General features: G+C 44.5%; 17 protein-coding genes and 9 pseudogenes. 6 read left to right on the top strand and 20 right to left on the bottom strand.

Annotated features, from left to right (window positions below):
* Window positions 1-14: 14 nt before the first annotated feature.
* A pseudogene (locus tag ACD630_RS14510) lies at window positions 15-944 on the bottom strand (IS5 family transposase).
* A gap of 628 nt (window positions 945-1,572) precedes the next feature.
* On the opposite strand from ACD630_RS14510, the pseudogene ACD630_RS14505 reads away from it, so the two are divergent.
* A pseudogene (locus ACD630_RS14505) lies at window positions 1,573-2,496 on the top strand (IS5 family transposase).
* Window positions 2,497-2,536: 40 nt separating this feature from the next.
* Here the strand turns inward: ACD630_RS14505 and ACD630_RS14500 are convergent.
* The gene (locus ACD630_RS14500) at window positions 2,537-2,713 is read right to left on the bottom strand and encodes a hypothetical protein (protein ID WP_430359471.1); all 177 of its coding nucleotides are present in this window, start codon (window positions 2,711-2,713) and stop codon (window positions 2,537-2,539) included.
* Window positions 2,714-2,859: 146 nt separating this feature from the next.
* Window positions 2,860-3,096, bottom strand: a complete 237-nt coding sequence (locus tag ACD630_RS14495) for a hypothetical protein (protein WP_430359470.1) — start codon at window positions 3,094-3,096, stop codon at window positions 2,860-2,862.
* Window positions 3,097-3,545: 449 nt separating this feature from the next.
* On the opposite strand from ACD630_RS14495, the gene ACD630_RS14490 reads away from it, so the two are divergent.
* Window positions 3,546-4,310, top strand: coding sequence for a hypothetical protein (locus tag ACD630_RS14490; RefSeq protein WP_430359469.1), 765 nt, complete (start codon window positions 3,546-3,548; stop codon window positions 4,308-4,310).
* 29 nt (window positions 4,311-4,339) lie between these two features.
* Here the strand turns inward: ACD630_RS14490 and ACD630_RS14485 are convergent.
* The 5 genes and pseudogenes from ACD630_RS14485 to ACD630_RS14465 form a co-directional block, all read right to left on the bottom strand.
* Window positions 4,340-4,636 (bottom strand): annotated as a pseudogene (locus tag ACD630_RS14485) (integrase core domain-containing protein); the annotation flags it as partial.
* Between the two features lie 55 nt (window positions 4,637-4,691).
* The gene (locus tag ACD630_RS14480) at window positions 4,692-5,615 is read right to left on the bottom strand and encodes an IS5 family transposase (protein ID WP_430359468.1); all 924 of its coding nucleotides are present in this window, start codon (window positions 5,613-5,615) and stop codon (window positions 4,692-4,694) included.
* A 188-nt stretch (window positions 5,616-5,803) separates the two neighbouring features.
* Window positions 5,804-6,421 carry an IS630 family transposase gene (locus tag ACD630_RS14475; RefSeq protein ID WP_430360054.1) on the bottom strand — a complete coding sequence of 206 codons (618 nt, stop codon included), beginning with the start codon at window positions 6,419-6,421 and terminating at the stop codon, window positions 5,804-5,806.
* A complete protein-coding gene (locus ACD630_RS14470) occupies window positions 6,345-6,602 on the bottom strand; it encodes an IS630 transposase-related protein (RefSeq protein WP_430359467.1) in 258 nt (85 codons plus the stop codon). Before ACD630_RS14470 ends, ACD630_RS14475 begins: the two co-directional genes overlap by 77 nt.
* A 123-nt stretch (window positions 6,603-6,725) precedes the next feature.
* A complete protein-coding gene (locus ACD630_RS14465) occupies window positions 6,726-7,805 on the bottom strand; it encodes a hypothetical protein (protein ID WP_430359466.1) in 1,080 nt (359 codons plus the stop codon).
* 500 nt (window positions 7,806-8,305) lie between these two features.
* On the opposite strand from ACD630_RS14465, the pseudogene ACD630_RS14460 reads away from it, so the two are divergent.
* Window positions 8,306-8,518: pseudogene (locus tag ACD630_RS14460) on the top strand (IS256 family transposase); the annotation flags it as partial.
* Between the two features lie 218 nt (window positions 8,519-8,736).
* On the opposite strand, the gene ACD630_RS14455 reads toward ACD630_RS14460, so the two are convergent.
* From ACD630_RS14455 to ACD630_RS14420, 8 genes and pseudogenes are all read right to left on the bottom strand, one after another.
* Entirely contained in the window at window positions 8,737-10,053 is a 1,317-nt protein-coding gene (locus ACD630_RS14455) for a transposase (RefSeq protein WP_430359465.1), read from the bottom strand.
* A 41-nt stretch (window positions 10,054-10,094) separates the two neighbouring features.
* Window positions 10,095-10,355, bottom strand: a pseudogene (locus ACD630_RS14450) (helix-turn-helix domain-containing protein); the annotation flags it as partial.
* A 120-nt stretch (window positions 10,356-10,475) separates the two neighbouring features.
* Window positions 10,476-11,087, bottom strand: a complete 612-nt coding sequence (locus ACD630_RS14445) for a coiled-coil domain-containing protein (protein WP_430359464.1) — start codon at window positions 11,085-11,087, stop codon at window positions 10,476-10,478.
* Window positions 11,088-11,227: 140 nt separating this feature from the next.
* Window positions 11,228-11,731 (bottom strand): annotated as a pseudogene (locus ACD630_RS14440) (integrase core domain-containing protein); the annotation flags it as partial.
* Entirely contained in the window at window positions 11,732-11,875 is a 144-nt protein-coding gene (locus ACD630_RS14435; RefSeq protein ID WP_430359463.1) for a hypothetical protein, read from the bottom strand.
* A complete protein-coding gene (locus ACD630_RS14430) occupies window positions 11,826-12,167 on the bottom strand; it encodes a transposase (RefSeq protein ID WP_430360053.1) in 342 nt (113 codons plus the stop codon). Before ACD630_RS14430 ends, ACD630_RS14435 begins: the two co-directional genes overlap by 50 nt.
* A gap of 25 nt (window positions 12,168-12,192) precedes the next feature.
* Window positions 12,193-12,558 carry an IS630 transposase-related protein gene (locus tag ACD630_RS14425; protein ID WP_430359462.1) on the bottom strand — a complete coding sequence of 122 codons (366 nt, stop codon included), beginning with the start codon at window positions 12,556-12,558 and terminating at the stop codon, window positions 12,193-12,195.
* A gap of 34 nt (window positions 12,559-12,592) precedes the next feature.
* Window positions 12,593-13,144: pseudogene (locus ACD630_RS14420) on the bottom strand (helix-turn-helix domain-containing protein); the annotation flags it as partial.
* Window positions 13,145-13,240: 96 nt separating this feature from the next.
* Between ACD630_RS14420 and ACD630_RS14415 the strand changes: the two are divergent.
* Both ACD630_RS14415 and ACD630_RS14410 read left to right on the top strand, forming a co-directional pair.
* A pseudogene (locus tag ACD630_RS14415) lies at window positions 13,241-13,546 on the top strand (site-specific integrase); the annotation flags it as partial.
* Window positions 13,547-13,887: 341 nt separating this feature from the next.
* Window positions 13,888-14,202, top strand: coding sequence for a hypothetical protein (locus tag ACD630_RS14410; RefSeq protein ID WP_430359461.1), 315 nt, complete (start codon window positions 13,888-13,890; stop codon window positions 14,200-14,202).
* On the opposite strand, the gene ACD630_RS14405 is transcribed toward ACD630_RS14410, so the two are convergent.
* A complete protein-coding gene (locus ACD630_RS14405; protein WP_430359460.1) occupies window positions 14,179-15,258 on the bottom strand; it encodes a hypothetical protein in 1,080 nt (359 codons plus the stop codon). The two genes, ACD630_RS14410 and ACD630_RS14405, sit on opposite strands and share 24 nt — an antisense overlap.
* Window positions 15,259-15,758: 500 nt before the next feature.
* Between ACD630_RS14405 and ACD630_RS14400 the strand changes: the two are divergent.
* Window positions 15,759-16,037 (top strand): annotated as a pseudogene (locus ACD630_RS14400) (transposase); the annotation flags it as partial.
* 164 nt (window positions 16,038-16,201) lie between these two features.
* Here ACD630_RS14400 and ACD630_RS14395 read toward each other — a convergent pair.
* Genes ACD630_RS14395 through ACD630_RS14385 form a run of 3 tightly spaced genes read right to left on the bottom strand, consistent with a single transcriptional unit; the run spans window position 16,202 to window position 17,288 of the window.
* The gene (locus ACD630_RS14395) at window positions 16,202-16,543 is read right to left on the bottom strand and encodes a hypothetical protein (protein ID WP_430359459.1); all 342 of its coding nucleotides are present in this window, start codon (window positions 16,541-16,543) and stop codon (window positions 16,202-16,204) included.
* Window positions 16,468-16,926, bottom strand: a complete 459-nt coding sequence (locus ACD630_RS14390) for an IS630 family transposase (protein WP_430359458.1) — start codon at window positions 16,924-16,926, stop codon at window positions 16,468-16,470. The genes ACD630_RS14395 and ACD630_RS14390 overlap by 76 nt, the downstream gene beginning before the upstream one ends.
* Window positions 16,923-17,288 carry an IS630 transposase-related protein gene (locus tag ACD630_RS14385; RefSeq protein WP_430359457.1) on the bottom strand — a complete coding sequence of 122 codons (366 nt, stop codon included), beginning with the start codon at window positions 17,286-17,288 and terminating at the stop codon, window positions 16,923-16,925. Before ACD630_RS14385 ends, ACD630_RS14390 begins: the two co-directional genes overlap by 4 nt.
* Window position 17,289: the final 1 nt, after the last annotated feature.

Raw genomic sequence — 17,289 nt, 5'->3', positions numbered from 1 at the left:
ATACGGGTCGATTGTTACGTGATGCGAATACTGTTCGGCATTCCTAATAGCGTGATCAGGTTAAGCGTTTTGACCATGACCATGGCCATGGCTTCACCCACCTGACCATCGTAGTCTCTCAGACTTAGATGACCACCCAGAAGCCTTTTGAACCGGAACATGGCCGTTTCAGCCACTGAGCGCCGGTGATAGCCCACTTTCTTTTTCCAGATAGCGTTACTACCGCTAATGCGCTGATTTGCAACAGCGGGGTTACGCTCGTGGTAGCGATCTTGCCAATATTGCGCCCCCCTTCGTGGCGGGATAAGCGGCCTTATTTTCTTCCTCAGCAGAGCATCATAGCAGTAAACTGTATCCTAAGCGCCGTCAGCCGATGCCTCTCTGATTTTCCGGTGGGTCTGGTTTATCAGCGCCGGTAGAGCTTGGGCATCAGTCATACCACTGAGCGACAAATCCGCACAGATAATCTCATGCGTCACACTGTCTACTGCCAGGTGCAGCTTACGCCATACCCTGCGTCTGTCGGCACCATGCTGCCGGACTTTCCATTCGCCTTCGCCAAAGACCTTCAGGCCGGTTCCATCAATGACCAGATGTGAGATTTCACCACGGGTTGGCGTTTTTATGCTGATGTTCACTGTCTTTGCTCGCTTGCTGAGCAGCGAATAGTCTGGACAATGGAGCGACAATTTAATCAGTTTAAAAATCGAGTCACCAAAGCCCTGTAAAGCCCTCAATGAAAGGCCAAACACGCGTTTCATCATCAGGACTGTGGTGATGGTCATATCTGAGTAGTGGAGCGGTCGTCCACGCCGTTCAGTAGTGTTTTTTTCCGTCCATGCAGCAATGGCTGATTCATCTAGCCATACGGTTAGAGAACAGCGCTGCTTGAGGGCCTTGTTATAAGAGGGCCAGCTGGTGATTTTAAAATTTTGTTTTGCCATGGAGACCTGATTTTGAAACAACTGTGTTGATCTGCTCCGATGATTACCCAAAAGTTCTATTTATTCAACAAAGCCATTCCGCATCGCTGAACGCACCATTCGATATCATCAACCTGGAACGGCGCATCTAATTGTGATAATTCCATTGCTCACCTCAGAATGGCATGTCTTTATCGAGGAAATAGCGCTCGTTAAGTCGCTCCCGGTGAGTAAACTCAAGCGCAGACCTTTTGTATTTACGGTTGCCCGCCTTGCGCCAGTAGAGCGCTTCGGCTTTGTTGAATAAACATATTTTATGCTGCACCCCCGGTGAAACAACAGATCCTCGAAACGCAAAATCATGCAGTTAGGCCTCATAAGAAAACTGTAAACCTGAGGTGACAAGCATTTTCTACCAAAACTGGCTAGAAAAACAGCATGACTCACTATTATTCAACAAAGCCGAGCGCTTCAGTGAGATAATTCAATCTGGCTAACCGGCTTAAATCTGGCGTTTTCTGAATGCCGCTGTAAATCATTTGAACACCTCCGGATTTCCTTTCTGATTAACCGTGGCTTTGTTGAATAAATAGAACTTTTGGGTAATCATCGGAGCAGATCAACACAGTTGTTTCAAAATCAGGTCTCCATGGCAAAACAAAATTTTAAAATCACCAGCTGGCCCTCTTATAACAAGGCCCTCAAGCAGCGCTGTTCTCTAACCGTATGGCTAGATGAATCAGCCATTGCTGCATGGACGGAAAAAAACACTACTGAACGGCGTGGACGACCGCTCCACTACTCAGATATGACCATCACCACAGTCCTGATGATGAAACGCGTGTTTGGCCTTTCATTGAGGGCTTTACAGGGCTTTGGTGACTCGATTTTTAAACTGATTAAATTGTCGCTCCATTGTCCAGACTATTCGCTGCTCAGCAAGCGAGCAAAGACAGTGAACATCAGCATAAAAACGCCAACCCGTGGTGAAATCTCACATCTGGTCATTGATGGAACCGGCCTGAAGGTCTTTGGCGAAGGCGAATGGAAAGTCCGGCAGCATGGTGCCGACAGACGCAGGGTATGGCGTAAGCTGCACCTGGCAGTAGACAGTGTGACGCATGAGATTATCTGTGCGGATTTGTCGCTCAGTGGTACGACTGATGCCCAAGCTCTACCGGCGCTGATAAACCAGACCCACCGGAAAATCAGAGAGGCATCGGCTGACGGCGCTTAGGATACAGTTTACTGCTATGATGCTCTGCTGAGGAAGAAAATAAGGCCGCTTATCCCGCCACGAAGGGGGGCGCAATATTGGCAAGATCGCTACCACGAGCGTAACCACGCTGTTGCAAATCAGCGCATTAGCGGTAGTAACGCTATCTGGAAAAAGAAAGTGGGCTATCACCGGCGCTCAGTGGCTGAAACGGCCATGTTCCGGTTCAAAAGGCTTCTGGGTGGTCATCTAAGTCTGAGAGACTACGATGGTCAGGTGGGTGAAGCCATGGCCATGGTCAAAGCGCTTAACCTGATCACGCTATTAGGAATGCCGAACAGTATTCGCATCACGTAACAATCGACCCGTATGGGGCGCAGTCGTTACAAGTTCTGATTTATTCAACAAAGCCATTAACCGTTGCAATAAGCTGCTCGAATAACCTTTTCAGCCAGCTTTTGTTTTTGAAGCTCTGGCACGTGACGATATTTGAGCAGTGATGTTCGATTGACCGAATCGGGTCAAGTTTAATTTCAGGACGCACGATGGGTGCGCCCGCGATAACAAATTCCATCGTGGCTTTCCTTTATTTATATTGATGTATTAATGATGACGAAGAATATCGGTGTGGGTATAAATCGGTAGTGTGATATTATCTATTGTTGTCACTGTTATGTTAATTACAGCAATAAGCACGATGATGGGAATGCTGAAAGTGTTTCAGTCATAGATACCCGTTAATTTTTTCATCTGCTTTTTGAGCCACTTATTTTCTTCCGTCAGATAGAAAATAGTTGACTTATATACTCTTGTCTCATTGTCATCACAAGGGAGGATGTCAATGCTCATCAAATAACGTGAATCATTAATATTATTTCTGCCGTTGGTGACAGCGACCATCTCACCTAAATTAGGGTGATTGAAGGTCGTGATATGAGGTTTATTAAGTTGCATCATTCAATTCTCCGTTGGCTATCAAAATATTTTCGCTTTTCCCAATCTTCTCGACATTCTTTGCAGAAGAAATTACCCTCGGTTGGCTCGTCACAATGTAGTGGCACACGGAATTTCGGTAATCAACTACTTTTCCAATCAGTATCAAACAATTTTCGCACTTACATCCTATTGTCTTTTTAGGGGTTAAACACTTATATGATGAACTCTACTTCTTGCTATTGTTTCCCCTTCATTTACAGCCAGTATTATCAGGAAGCTACATGCCTTTAAATATCAATTCATGCCTACACACCCCACTATTAAGCACTTATTCATATGTTAAGAGCTTATTCACCTCAAAGCGCTCAACTCAAAGTATCCAGTCCTCCGGCGGGTATGTCACAACCAGTACGAAGGTTAAAATCTCAGAAATTAAGCCGCGAGCTTCGTGTTTCGATCCTAAATTAAGAATGAGTGCTAAAGAATATACTCAGAACAAAGAAACCATGGGTTTAATGGGGGAAGCGAATAAAAAAGTTCACTTTGATAATTTTACGTTCAGGAATGAGAGTGTCTCTTCCAGAGTATCTGATACCCAGACAGCGTTAACCGCCCCCATTAGTGCTTTAGATGACGATGATACTGATTTCGTTCCATTTGAAGAGTTTGAGCAATGGCGTTTGCAGCGATTAAAAGATCAAGTCAGTACAACCTCGTCCGATTCGGATACTATCCCAGCACGCAAACAATCCTATACTCAGAACAAAGAAACCATGGGTTTAATGGGGGAAGCGAATAAAAAAGTTCACTTTGATGATTTTACGTTCAGGAATGAGAGTGTCTCTTCCGGAGTATCTGATACCCAGACAGCGTTAACCGCCCCCATTAGTGCTTTAGATGACGATGATACTGATTTCGTTCCATTTGAAGAGTTTGAGCAATGGCGTTTGCAGCGATTAAAAGATCAAGTCAGTACAACCTCGTCCGATTCGGATACTATCCCAGCACGCAAACAATCCGAAAGATCTGCATTTTCCGTAAAACGGGCTACCTCAACTGACTACGATACTCCAAGAAATCTTGCTATCTCAATTGACTACGATACTCCAAGAAATTTTGCTATCTCAACTGACTACGATACTCCAATAAAGCTTGCTACCTCAACTGAGTACGATACTCCAAGAAATCTTGCTATCTCAGCTGACTACAATATTCCAAGAAAACATGGATTGTGACTCAGATTTGCTGACAGTGTTTGTAGTGGTCAACTAATACTGGCCACCGCATTAGACTGTAAGTAGTACAGTCGCTCAGATTCGTTTGGCGTCAGACCGGCGTTATACCAGTGAGGCCGGATGGCGCTGTAATAATCCGTGATGTAGCGGATAATCGCGCTCTGGGCCTCGCTGAAGCTGTTGTAGCCCTTCGTCGACACCCATTCGGTCTTCAGGCTTAGGAAGAACCGCTCCATAGGGGCATTATCCCAGCAGTTACCCCGTCTGCTCATACTTTGCGTTATCCGGCAGCGCCACAGCGCCTGACGGTATTTACGGCTAGTATAGGCTTTGTTGAATAAATCAGAACTTGTAACGACTGCGCCCCATACGGGTCGATTGTTACGTGATGCGAATACTGTTCGGCATTCCTAATAGCGTGATCAGGTTAAGCGCTTTGACCATGGCCATGGCTTCACCCACCTGACCATCGTAGTCTCTCAGACTTAGATGACCACCCAGAAGCCTTTTGAACCGGAACATGGCCGTTTCAGCCACTGAGCGCCGGTGATAGCCCACTTTCTTTTTCCAGATAGCGTTACTACCGCTAATGCGCTGATTTGCAACAGCGTGGTTACGCTCGTGGTAGCGAGCTTGCCAATATTGCGCCCCCCTTCGTGGCGGGATAAGCGACCTTATTTTCTTCCTCAGCAGAGCATCATAGCAGTAAACTGTATCGTAAGCGCCGTCGGCCGATGCCTCTCTGATTTTCCGGTGGCTCTGGTTTATCAGCGCCGGTAGAGCTTGGGCATCAGTCGTACCACTGAGCGACAAATCCGCACAGATAATCTCATGCGTCACACTGTCTACTGCCAGGTGCAGCTTACGCCATACCCTGCGTCTGTCGGCACCATGCTGCCGGACTTTCCATTCGCCTTCGCCAAAGACCTTCAGGCCGCTTCCATCAATGACCAGATGTGAGATTTCACCACGGGTTGGCGTTTTTATGCTGATGTTCACTGTCTTTGCTCGCTTGCTGAGCAGCGAATAGTCTGGACAATGCAGCGACAATTTAATCAGTTTAAAAATCGAGTCAACAAAGCCCTGTAAGGCCCTCAATGAAAGGCCAAACACGCGTTTCATCATCAGGACTGTGGTGATGGCCATATCTGAGTAGTGGAGCGGTCGTCCACGCCGTTCAGTAGTGTTTTTTTCCGTCCATGCAGCAATGGCTGATTCATCTAGCCATACGGTTAGAGAACCGCGCTGCTTGAGGGCCTTGTTATAAGAGGACCAGCTGGTGATTTTAAAATTTTGTTTTGCCATGGAGACCTGATTTTGAAACAACTGTGTTGATCTGCTCCGATGATTACCCAAAAGTTCTATTTATTCAACAAAGCCGATTTACAGTAAATGATAGTAGCCATGCTCCCCTCCAATAGATGGTTTTGGTGGTGCGGTGAGCCAGTGGTGGCCCTAGTGTTGGCTATAATTTTTATTCAGCCCAGCACACCCTAAAAACATCTGGGCAAAGGTTCGGCACGTTGTCGGTGCCTTCCGTAGAGCGCATAGGTATAGCTAGGCGAGTTAATTTTGATTACACCATATGGACTGAGAACAAAATCTCTGTATCGCAACCACTCTCTCTTTTTTTTGCTTTTTGCTTGTGCCCATTTATGCTCAATGGGGTTAAGATCTGGCGAATATGTAGGCAAATACTCCACCATATACCCTGCATCGATGATGACTTGTTGAATATTATGTTTTTTGTGAAAAGTTGCATTGTCCATCACGATTACCCTGTTTTTAGGGAGTACTGGGATAAGGACTTGTGTGACCCAGGAATAGAAAACATCGCTGTTAATATTGATATCAAATAATCCGATAGCAAACAGCGTTGTGCCTAATAACGCGCCGATAACATTTGTTCTTCCCTTGGCTCCCCAGTTCTTCAGCCCAAAACACCGTTGACCTTTTGGGGAATAGCCGTGAGTCCGTGGGGTATCGTGTGGAAAACCACTTTCATCAATAAAAACAATAGGCTTACCTTCTTTTTCATACTGTTGTATTTTTTGTTGGAATGCTTGCCGGGCGCTTCCGTCGGCTTTCGGATGACGTAGAGTTTTTTTTATAGGTCAATCCCAGCTTTTTAAGAGCTTGCCAAATGGCCTTCTGACAAACGCCAAAACGCTCTGCACGTTCTTTTTGGTAAGCATCTGGATATGGTTCAACATCTTTTATCAACTCGGATTTATCGATCTTTCGCTGACGCGTGGCTTTGTTGAATAATAGGTAATCATGCTGTTTTGCCAAGCCAGTTTTGGTAGAAAATGCTTGTCATCTCAGGTGTACACTTTTCTCATGAGGCCTAACTGCATGATTTTACGTTGCGAGGATCCGTCGTTTCGCTGGGCTTCCAGCATAAAATCTATTTATTCAACAAAGCACAAAACCAGATAGATTATCTAATAAATAGCCATATAACTCAGCTCGGCCTCTTTGGTTAAAAAACATTTGTTCGGTATTGTTAAGCTCTGAAAATGATTTCACAAAATTAGCCAAAGACTCATACGGTTTTTTGTTTGAGTTATTTGATATGGATTTCATTGCGTTAGAAACAAACAAACCACATGCATTAGGTGCATTTTCTTGGAGTGATTCTTGCACTACTAAAACTTCATTGACTTTAAGAAATTCCGTAAGTTTTTGTATAAACTTCATTTCCTTGTCATCCAAATAATTTGCACTATCAAACAATATAGCTGATTTATCTCCCGAGTCAGTTTTAGACAACCCAAACAAAACCCAATGATTTCTAAATAATAGAGGAATAAAATCTCCTGATAAAGATGTTTGTTTCCCTTTATGGTCAATATTTGACAAATTGGTTAATAAATTTTTTGGTATAGATTCATCATCAGTAGCAATAGCGGGGATGCCTACCGCATCATGGAATCTAAAACCACTTTCTTTATTATTTAACAATTTAGATGTGGAGTCGAGCTCTGCTGATGTGATTAATCGGTTTGTGTCAAAAAATGATGAGCTCACCTTATCCCCATTATCAATACTAGCACAAAAGTTTATATTTTTATTTATTTCTTCTAAAATCTCTTCTCTCTTTTGTGATCTTTCTTGAGTTTCAAAACCAGCCATAATTAATATCTTATCAGGTATAGACCATGCCTCTTCTGGTGTTTTGTTTTTATTTCTTCCTTGCACGATCTCGCATAACTTTAAACTGTCTTTTCCTAATTGTTCCTTTACGTCAGGGTGCCCTGCTTCCTTTCCCGTATACAAATCAAAAAGAAAAGATTCAGCTTCTAATCCAGCAGAGCTCTTCTCACATGCTAATGTAAATAAAGATTCAATACTAAAATCATCGTTATTTCGAGCGGCGCTTTTTAAAGTTTCAAGTGAAGGAAAGTTGTATCCATATTCCATTTTTCTGTTTTCTTTTACAGAAACAGAATACGTATTTAATGAAGGTGTACGAGAAATAGAAAGTGCAGTCATTTTTAATCCTTACTATTTTAACTAAATTAACTTTTCAAGTTGTCTAACTCCGCATCATTTAGCCCAGTGGAAAGCTTTACGACATCTCTGTCAACAGCATTAGCGAGAAGTCGGCGGGCGATCTGAATGCGGGTTTCCTGTAGGCCTTTTTGCACGCCAAGCTGAATGCCTCTTTGCTAGCTTTCCTGCCGTAGCTGTTCTGCTATCGTCATAACATCCTCCCGATAATCCTGTTTCTGTGCTGCGATGGCATGCAAAAACTACCTGCTATCTGATGTTTCGCTTCGACCAACGATATAGTAGATCATACTGGCTTTGTTGAATAAATCGAGCTTTTGCTGAATGGCAGGATCAGATCACGCATCATCCTGACAAGGAAGGCAGTCCCGTGGCAAAGAAGAAGTTCCGAATCAGCAGCTGGCGCACTTACAAAAAAGGGCTGAGAACGTTAGAAATTATGTATCATCCCAGTAATATAGTCAGAAAAAGGAATGACACACATGTCCCAACCCTTCGATTTTCACACAGCACTGAAAGCGCTTCAATCAGGACAAAAACTGACTGGAAAAGACGATATTTTAACTCATTTGATCAAACAGTTAACTGAAGCCGCTCTGACCGCCAAACTCGATTCTCATCTGGCGCAGTCTCTTGAAGCGAATCGGCGCAACGGTACCACCAAGAAAACCATCAAAGCCCCTAGCGGTAATTTCTAACTCGCCACACCACGCGACCGCAACGGCAATTTAGAGCCCCAACTGGTAAAAAGCAGATTTAAAATACATTAAACCAATAAATATCAATATATTGTATAACCTTCTCGTTCAAAAAACAGGAGGAAAAGCACGAGAATACACGACATTTTTATCAATACGTTACCGTCCATTTCGACTTGCAGACTCCCTTCCTTAGACGCATAGGTATCTACACATCATAAAGGGTTAAAAACCACCATAGCTAAGTGGGCAAGTTCTTCCGGGGTATAGTCTGCTAATAACGTCAAGGTATTTAGCTGGATGGATAGTCCGGCAAGCAGCGCTGGGGCGCTTTCTTTACGCCCTCGTTTTTGTTGTCGTCCGGATAATCGGCAAATTAACTGACGGGCTGCCGCATTGTCGTCTCCTTCAGCGCGTTGCAGCCGCCATACCAGCACACATGCCATGCTAGCTATCAATAACCTGCGTAGCAGGGCACCAGCACTGCGCTGAAGCCATTTTTCTACATCATGACCGGCACCTTTCAGCAGCTTAAAAAAGGATTCAATACCCCAGCGCCAGTAATACCAGCGAGCGACTTCCGCGCTGGTGAGCTCGTTGCTAACGTTTGTGAGCAGCGTCCAGCGTCCGATAAATTTACCGTGAGTATCGGTAAGGCGAACCACAACTAATCTGAGTGTCAGAGCTACGCCTGGCTGAACTTTCACTCGCCGTCCGGTGTTCTTGTCTTTCCGCTTCGCTTTTGCTGTTCGCGTTATGATCACGGATGTTTCCCCGATCTCCATATTGGCTTTTTTCCCTTTCCAGCCAACCTGTCCGTTTGCGATAAATGGCAGATCGTCTGCAATTTCACCAATTTTACGGGTGTCACCGCCCCACTCGGCCCGATGCCCTTCCTTTCCCCGGATAAGCCAACATATTCCCTGGGAGCTTAATGTGCGCATATGCCCGATAGAGTCACCTTCACGGTCAATGAGATGAACTAACTTCTTCCCGGTATCAAGAGACTCAACGCGGGCGATATCAGCCGTCAAAGCATCCATATGAGTCAGACTCTCAGACAAGCCCTCGGTTAGCGTTGAACGACAACCCGCCCTATCGGTTAGAGTTTGAGACAGAGGCGCTATTGGTAAACCATTTGCAGCATCAAGCAGTAGGCGGGTTTGTAGTTCATAACCGACGTCGCCACCATGCGTCATTTTCAAACGTTCTTCTTTCCCATTGTGGGTACGAAACTGTAAATGAGAGCAGTCGTGAACGACGGGAGCGTATGGATGCGGGCTAAGTGCAACCTGCCGGAGAGCCAGCGAAATAATCGGTTCATTGAGCTGACTGAAGCTAATACGTTCATTATTAAACAAACGCCAAACGGCCTGAGTAGTGGCGAATGTTGTTTTCTGCGCGCAGGCAAGGTCTTTAACGGCTGACGCCAATGGTGCTGGGGGAGTCATGTGTTGGTTAACCAGACGCTGATAACGCCGGTTAAGGCGGGCATCAATCCCGCCGATGGATAAGTTGAGATCATGCAGCAACGTAATAGCAGATATTGCAAAAGATGTGTAGATACCTATGGCCCATGGGGCGGGAACTCAATAGCATAATCAACAACCGCGCGTTCAGTGGCTTCGTCGGCGCGGTTCTTCAGGTTCGGAACCCGGCGGTTCTGGTTAACCAGCGCATCAATGGCGCCTTCAGCAGCCAGTTCCTGATAACGGTAAAATGTATCGCGTGACACGCCCATGCTCTTGCAGGCTTTTGATACGTTACCGAGTTCTTCGGCGAGATTGAGCAGGCCGGCTTTGTGTTTGATAATGGGATTGTTAGTATGAAGCATGAGAGTTACCTCGCGTTTTGTTTAAGGATTAGACACCCATATCAAAACCGGTAACTCTCAACCTTTCAAGGTCCAGTGTCAGATCTAGTCGCGACTAATACAAATCACTAGCAGACATATTTAACCGCCCCACAGTTTCGGAAGTACATCTTTAAACAACAAACTCAGAATACCAGCCAGTAAGAACCATTGAAGACGGTCAAATTTAATTTCAAGACGGTCAAATCGCTTTTCGGAAAAATCTAGTCGCTTGTCTATCTGGCCAATATCCTTACGAACATCGGCTATCTCTGCGGACAGGTCCTTACGCACATCGGCTATCTCTGCGGACAGGTCCTTACGCACATCGGCTATCTCTGCGGACAGGTCCTTACGCACATCGGCTATCTCTGCGGACAGGTCCTTACGCACATCGGCTATCTCTGCGGACAGGTCCTTACGCACATCGGCTATCTGCGCGTCGGTCTTCTCGAATCGAGCCTGCATCTGAGCTTCGTTTTTTTCGAAGTGAGCGTCAATATCCTTACGGACATCGGCTATCTCACGCTTCACTTCGGCGATATCAGCGGACAGGTCTTTGCGCACATCGTCGAGATCACGCTTTGTAGCAAGATCTGCTACCTCGTGTGATTTTCGCACAACAAGAGATATCGCCTTGGCCTGGTCTTTCGGCAACCCGGCGTTTTCCAGCGTTTCAACGAACTCTTGAGTATCAAATGCAACCTGGCCCATAGAGGATCCTCCTGTGTTAAGCCAAGTGTAAGCGATCTGACCGCCAATCTGCAAAATTTTACCCGTTAGCCCTCTGATAACCTGTACTAGCTCAGACCTGATCTGACAGTTACCGATTATTTATACAAGTGTCTGTCAGATTACATCTGGTTCAGATTCTTTTCTGCCCAAATCCGTTTTCCATCGAGTAAAGTGGCCATCGGCGTACGCCCACAGCACATTTTTCCCTGATGAGTTCGCTCAGTATTGTAATGCCACAACCAGTTGTCCAGATCTACCTGCAGGCTTTCCAAGTCTCCATATAACTTCTTGCGGAACGTAACCTGATAAAAATCGTGCAAAATGGTTTTACGGAAGCGCTCGCAGATGCCGTTCGTCTGCGGAGACATCGCCTTCGTTTTCGTATGCTCGATATCGTTGATAGCCAGATAAAGCTGATAATCATGCTGCTCCACTTTACCACAGTACTCCGTACCCCTGTCGGTCAGTATTCTCAGCACCGGCAGTCCCTGAGCCTCGTAGAACGGGAGTACGCGATCATTGAGCAGGTCGGCGGCGATGAGCGGTGTTTTATTTGTATACAGCTTGCAGTGCGCCACTTTCGAGTACGTATCCACGAACGTCTGCTGGTATAGCCAAGCGACTTAATTTTGATTACACCATATGGACTGAGAACAAAATCTCTGTATCGCAACCACTCTCTCTTTTTTTGCTTGTGCCCATTTATGCGCAATGGGGTTAAGATCTGGCGAAATATGTAGGCAAATACTCCACCATATACCCTGCATCGATGATGACTTGTTGAATATTATGTTTTTTGTGAAAAGTTGCATTGTCCATCACGATTACCCTGTTTTTAGGGAGTACTGGGATAAGGACTTGTGTGACCCAGGAATAGAAAACATCGCTGTTAATATTGATATCAAATAATCCGATAGCAAACAGCGTTGTGCCTAATAAAGCGCCGATAACATTTGTTCTTCCCTTGGCTCCCCCGTTCTTCAGGCCAAAACACCGTTGACCTTTTGGGGAATAGCCGTGAGTCCGTGGGGTATCGTGTGGAAAACCACTTTCATCAATAAAAACAATAGGCTTACCTTCTTTTTCATACTGTTGTATTTTTTGTTGAAATGCTTGCCGGGCGCTTCCGTCGGCTTTCGGATGACGTAGCGTTTTTTTTATAGGTCAATCCCAGCTTTTTAAGAGCTTGCCAAATGGCCTTCTGACAAACGCCAAAACGCTCTGCACGTTCTTTTTGGTAAGCATCTGGATATGGTTCAACATCTTTTATCAACTCGGATTTATCGCTCTTTCGCTGACGCGTGGTCGATGCTTTTGACGCTATTTGATTAATCCAACACGATACAGAGGCAGGGCCAATCCGAAATTGCTTTGCTGTTTCTCGGATACTCAACCCTTCTTCTTCCCGTGTAGATATCACTTTACGTCTAAAATCAATTGAATAGCTCATTTAAATAATGTAATCAAAATTAAGTCGTTTAGCTATAGATACGGCCCACCCCCTTCAGATTGCCCACGTAGAAGGTGTCCTGCGAGCCCAGATACCCGGGATGTGCCGTCTCGATTTCACCGCAGGCCTCATCATCGTGCGCCTTCTTCTCCAGGGCTGCGATTTGAGCGTCGGTAAGGACAATGCCTTCTCTGGCGACCTTTTCCTCAAGCGCCTTCAGGCGTTTACGGAAGTTCTCCAGGTCGTGTCGTTGCCAGATGGAGCGCACGCCGCTGCCGGAGATAAACACGCCTTTTTTACGCAGCTCATTACTGGTCCGGTGCTGCCCATGGGGCGGGAACTCAATAGCATAATCAACAACCGTGCGTTCAGTGGTTTCGTCGGCGCGGTTCTTCAGGTCCGGAACCCAGCGGTTCTGGTTAACCAGCGCATCAATGCCGCCCTCAGCAGCCAGTTCCTGATAACGGTAAAATGTATCGCGTGACACGCCCATGCTCTTGCAGGCTTTTGATACGTTACCGAGTTCTTCGGCGAGATTGAGCAGGCCGGCTTTGTGTTTGATAATGGGATTGTTAGTATGAAGCATGAGAGTTACCTCGCGTTTTGTTTTAGGATTAGACACCCATATCAAAACCGGTAACTCTCAACCTTTCAAGGTCCAGTGTCAGATCTAGTCGCGACTAATACACGTAAAATGCGGTGTGACGATAATAGCGTATGGAAAGTCGGACTTAAACGTGCAGGTATAGAAGATTTCCGTTTCCACGATTTGCGGCACACTTGGGCAAGCTGGTTGATTCAGTCTGGCGTTCCACTTTCTGCTTTGCAGGAAATGGGAGGGTGGGAATCTATCGAAATGGTTCGCCGTTATGCACACTTAGCACCCAACCACCTCACCGAACACGCGAAGAAAATAGACTCACTTCTAGATGGTAACGGCACAAATACGACACAAGAGGGAAATCAGGTGGGGCTGAAACTTGCTTAACCTATTGATTTTAAATGGTACGCCCTACTGGATTCGAACCAGTGACCTACGGCTTAGAAGATCGAAGATCCAAACGTAATGCACTGTAAATAAAAAAATTATCCACGCTCGCGCTTGGTTGTGTGTCGTTTGAGGTTCTTTTAAGTGTGGTTCCCTGCATTCTATGCGCATTTTGTGACGACACAAACACGACACAAAAAATCCAGTCGTGAATATTGCCAACATCAGGCGATGACTACCTTCATAAAGTCACCAGTGAAATCAGCAGGGGCTTTGTTGAATAAATAGATATTATGCTGCATAACCATAAAGGCTGCGGATTCCCTTGACGTAAAATCAGTATGTTAAATCCAGAGCGTAGTGATGCATCCCGGAGCGATCAGCATTTTAATCCAAAACAGGCGTGTCATAACAGCATTATTCCCTATTATTCAACAAAGCCATCAGCAGGTGCAAACAACACCTCAGGCTACGACGACAAAAATTATGCCGGAGGTGAACAGATGCTTGATAAGCACTTTGTTGTAAGTGCGCCACTTGCTGATTCGGAACTTCTTCTTTGCCACGGGACTGCCTTCCTTGTCAGGATGATGCGTGATCTGATCCTGCCATTCAGCAAAAGCTCGATTTATTCAACAAAGCCCAAAACCAGATAGATTATCTAATAAATAGCCATATAACTCAGCTCGGCCTCTTTGGTTAAAAAACATTTGTTCGGTATTGTTAAGCTCTGAAAATGATTTCACAAAATTAGCCAAAGACTCATACGGTTTTTTGTTTGAGTTATTTGATATGGATTTCATTGCGTTAGAAACAAACAAACCACATGCATTAGGTGCATTTTCTTGGAGTGATTCTTGCACTACTAAAACTTCATTGACTTTAAGAAATTCCGTAAGTTTTTGTATAAACTTCATTTCCTTGTCATCCAAATAATTTGCACTATCAAACAATATAGCTGATTTATCTCCCGAGTCAGTTTTAGACAACCCAAACAAAACCCAATGATTTCTAAATAATAGAGGAATAAAATCTCCTGATAAAGATGTTTGTTTCCCTTTATGGTCAATATTTGACAAATTGGTTAATAAATTTTTTGGTATAGATTCATCATCAGTAGCAATAGCGGGGATGCCTACCGCATCATGGAATCTAAAACCACTTTCTTTATTATTTAACAATTTAGATGTGGAGTCGAGCTCTGCTGATGTGATTAATCGGTTTGTGTCAAAAAATGATGAGCTCACCTTATCCCCATTATCAATACTAGCACAAAAGTTTATATTTTTATTTATTTCTTCTAAAATCTCTTCTCTCTTTTGTGATCTTTCTTGAGTTTCAAAACCAGCCATAATTAATATCTTATCAGGTATAGACCATGCCTCTTCTGGTGTTTTGTTTTTATTTCTTCCTTGCACGATCTCGCATAACTTTAAACTGTCTTTTCCTAATTGTTCCTTTACGTCAGGGTGCCCTGCTTCCTTTCCCGTATACAAATCAAAAAGAAAAGATTCAGCTTCTAATCCAGCAGAGCTCTTCTCACATGCTAATGTAAATAAAGATTCAATACTAAAATCATCGTTATTTCGAGCGGCGCTTTTTAAAGTTTCAAGTGAAGGAAAGTTGTATCCATATTCCATTTTTCTGTTTTCTTTTACAGAAACAGAATACGTATTTAATGAAGGTGTACGAGAAATAGAAAGTGCAGTCATTTTTAATCCTTACTATTTTAACTAAATTAACTTTTCAAGTTGTCTAACTCCGCATCATTTAGCCCAGTGGAAAGCTTTACGACATCTCTGTCAACAGCATTAGCGAGAAGTCGGCGGGCGATCTGAATGCGGGTTTCCTGTAGGCCTTTTTGCACGCCAAGCTGAATGCCTCTTTGCTAGCTTTCCTGCCGTAGCTGTTCTGCTATCGTCATAACATCCTCCCGATAATCCTGTTTCTGTGCTGCGATGGCATGCAAAAACTACCTGCTATCTGATGTTTCGCTTCGACCAACGATATAGTAGATCATACTGGCTTTGTTGAATAAATCGAGCTTTTGCTGAATGGCAGGATCAGATCACGCATCATCCTGACAAGGAAGGCAGTCCCGTGGCAAAGAAGAAGTTCCGAATCAGCAACTGGCGCACTTACAAAAAAGGGCTGAGAACGTTAGAAATTATGTATCATCCCAGTAATATAGTCAGAAAAAGGAATGACACACATGTCCCAACCCTTCGATTTTCACACAGCACTGAAAGCGCTTCAATCAGGACAAAAACTGACTGGAAAAGACGATATTTTAACTCATTTGATCAAACAGTTAACTGAAGCCGCTCTGACCGCCAAACTCGATTCTCATCTGGCGCAGGCTCTTGAAGCGAATCGGCGCAACGGTACCACCAAGAAAACCATCAAAGCCCCTAGCGGTAATTTCTAACTCACCACACCACGCGACGGCAACGGCAACGGCAACGGCAATTTAGAGCCCCAACTGGTAAAAAGCAGATTTAAAATACATTAAACCAATAAATATCAATATATTGTATAACCTTCTCGTTCAAAAAACAGGAGGAAAAGCACGAGAATACACGACATTTTTATCAATACGTTACCGTCCATTTCGACTTGCAGACTCCCTTCCTTAGACGCATAGGTATCTACACATCATAAAGGGTTAAAAACCACCATAGCGAAGTGGGCAAGTTTTTCCGGGGTATAGTCTGCTAATAACGTCAAGGTATTTAGCAGGATGGATAGTCCGGCAAGCAGCGCTGGGGCGCTTTCTTTACGCCCTCGTTTTTGTTGTCGTCCGGATAATCGGCAAATTAACTGACGGGCTGCCGCATTGTCGTCTCCTTCAGCGCGTTGCAGCCGCCATACCAGCACACATGCCATGCTAGTATCAATATAGCCAAGCGACTGAATTTTGATTACACCATATGGACTGAGAACAAAATCTCTGTATCGCAACCACTCTCTCTTTTTTTGCTTTTTGCTTGTGCCCATTTATGCTCAATGGGGTTAAGATCTGGCGAATATGTAGGCAAATACTCCACCATATACCCTGCATCGATGATGACTTGTTGAATATTATGTTTTTTGTGAAAAGTTGCATTGTCCATCACGATTACCCTGTTTTTAGGGAGTACTGCGATAAGGACTTGTGTGACCCAGGAATAGAAAACATCGCTGTTAATATTGATATCAAATAATCCGATAGCAAACAGCGTTGTGCCTAATAACGCGCCGATAACATTTGTTCTTCCCTTGGCTCCCCCGTTCTTCAGCCCAAAACACCGTTGACCTTTTGGGGAATAGCCGTGAGTTCGTGGGGTATCATGTGGAAAACCACTTTCATCAATAAAAACAATAGGTTTACATTTTTTCATACTGTTGTATTTTTTGTTGAAATGCTTGCCGGGCGCTTTCGTCGGCTTTCGGATGGCGTAGAGTTTTTTTTATAGGTCAATCCCAGCTTTTTAAGAGCGTGCCAAATGGCCTTCTGACAAACGCCAAAACGCTCTGCACGTTCTTTTTGGTAAGCATCTGGATATGGTTCAACATCTTTTATCAACTCGGATTTATCGCTCTTTCGCTGACGCGTGGTCGATGCTTTTGACGCTATTTGATTAATCCAACGCGATACAGAGGCAGGGCCAATCCGAAATTGCTTCGCTGTTTCTCGGATACTCAACCCTTCTTCTTCCCGTGTAGATATCACTTTACGTCTAAAATCAATTGAATAGCTCATT

It is taken from the genome of Symbiopectobacterium sp. RP (assembly GCF_050472005.1).
GTDB lineage: Bacteria > Pseudomonadota > Gammaproteobacteria > Enterobacterales > Enterobacteriaceae > Symbiopectobacterium.
Note: the sequence above shows the minus strand (reverse complement) of the source record. Positions and strands in the feature narration are given on the sequence as shown.

Excerpts from the sequence above, each read along its gene's own strand:
- ACD630_RS14500 (WP_430359471.1), bottom strand. The coding sequence starts at position 2,713 with ATGGAATTTGTTATCGCGGGCGCACCCATCGTGCGTCCTGAAATTAAA.
- ACD630_RS14495 (WP_430359470.1), bottom strand. The coding sequence starts at position 3,096 with ATGATGCAACTTAATAAACCTCATATCACGACCTTCAATCACCCTAAT.
- ACD630_RS14490 (WP_430359469.1), top strand. The coding sequence starts at position 3,546 with ATGAGTGCTAAAGAATATACTCAGAACAAAGAAACCATGGGTTTAATG.
- ACD630_RS14480 (WP_430359468.1), bottom strand. The coding sequence starts at position 5,615 with ATGGCAAAACAAAATTTTAAAATCACCAGCTGGTCCTCTTATAACAAG.
- ACD630_RS14465 (WP_430359466.1), bottom strand. The coding sequence starts at position 7,805 with ATGACTGCACTTTCTATTTCTCGTACACCTTCATTAAATACGTATTCT.
- ACD630_RS14445 (WP_430359464.1), bottom strand. The coding sequence starts at position 11,087 with ATGGGCCAGGTTGCATTTGATACTCAAGAGTTCGTTGAAACGCTGGAA.
- ACD630_RS14435 (WP_430359463.1), bottom strand. The coding sequence starts at position 11,875 with ATGCAGGGTATATGGTGGAGTATTTGCCTACATATTTCGCCAGATCTT.
- ACD630_RS14425 (WP_430359462.1), bottom strand. The coding sequence starts at position 12,558 with ATGAGCTATTCAATTGATTTTAGACGTAAAGTGATATCTACACGGGAA.
- ACD630_RS14410 (WP_430359461.1), top strand. The coding sequence starts at position 13,888 with ATGTTAAATCCAGAGCGTAGTGATGCATCCCGGAGCGATCAGCATTTT.
- ACD630_RS14405 (WP_430359460.1), bottom strand. The coding sequence starts at position 15,258 with ATGACTGCACTTTCTATTTCTCGTACACCTTCATTAAATACGTATTCT.
- ACD630_RS14395 (WP_430359459.1), bottom strand. The coding sequence starts at position 16,543 with ATGGGCACAAGCAAAAAGCAAAAAAAGAGAGAGTGGTTGCGATACAGA.
- ACD630_RS14390 (WP_430359458.1), bottom strand. The coding sequence starts at position 16,926 with ATGAAAAAATGTAAACCTATTGTTTTTATTGATGAAAGTGGTTTTCCA.
- ACD630_RS14385 (WP_430359457.1), bottom strand. The coding sequence starts at position 17,288 with ATGAGCTATTCAATTGATTTTAGACGTAAAGTGATATCTACACGGGAA.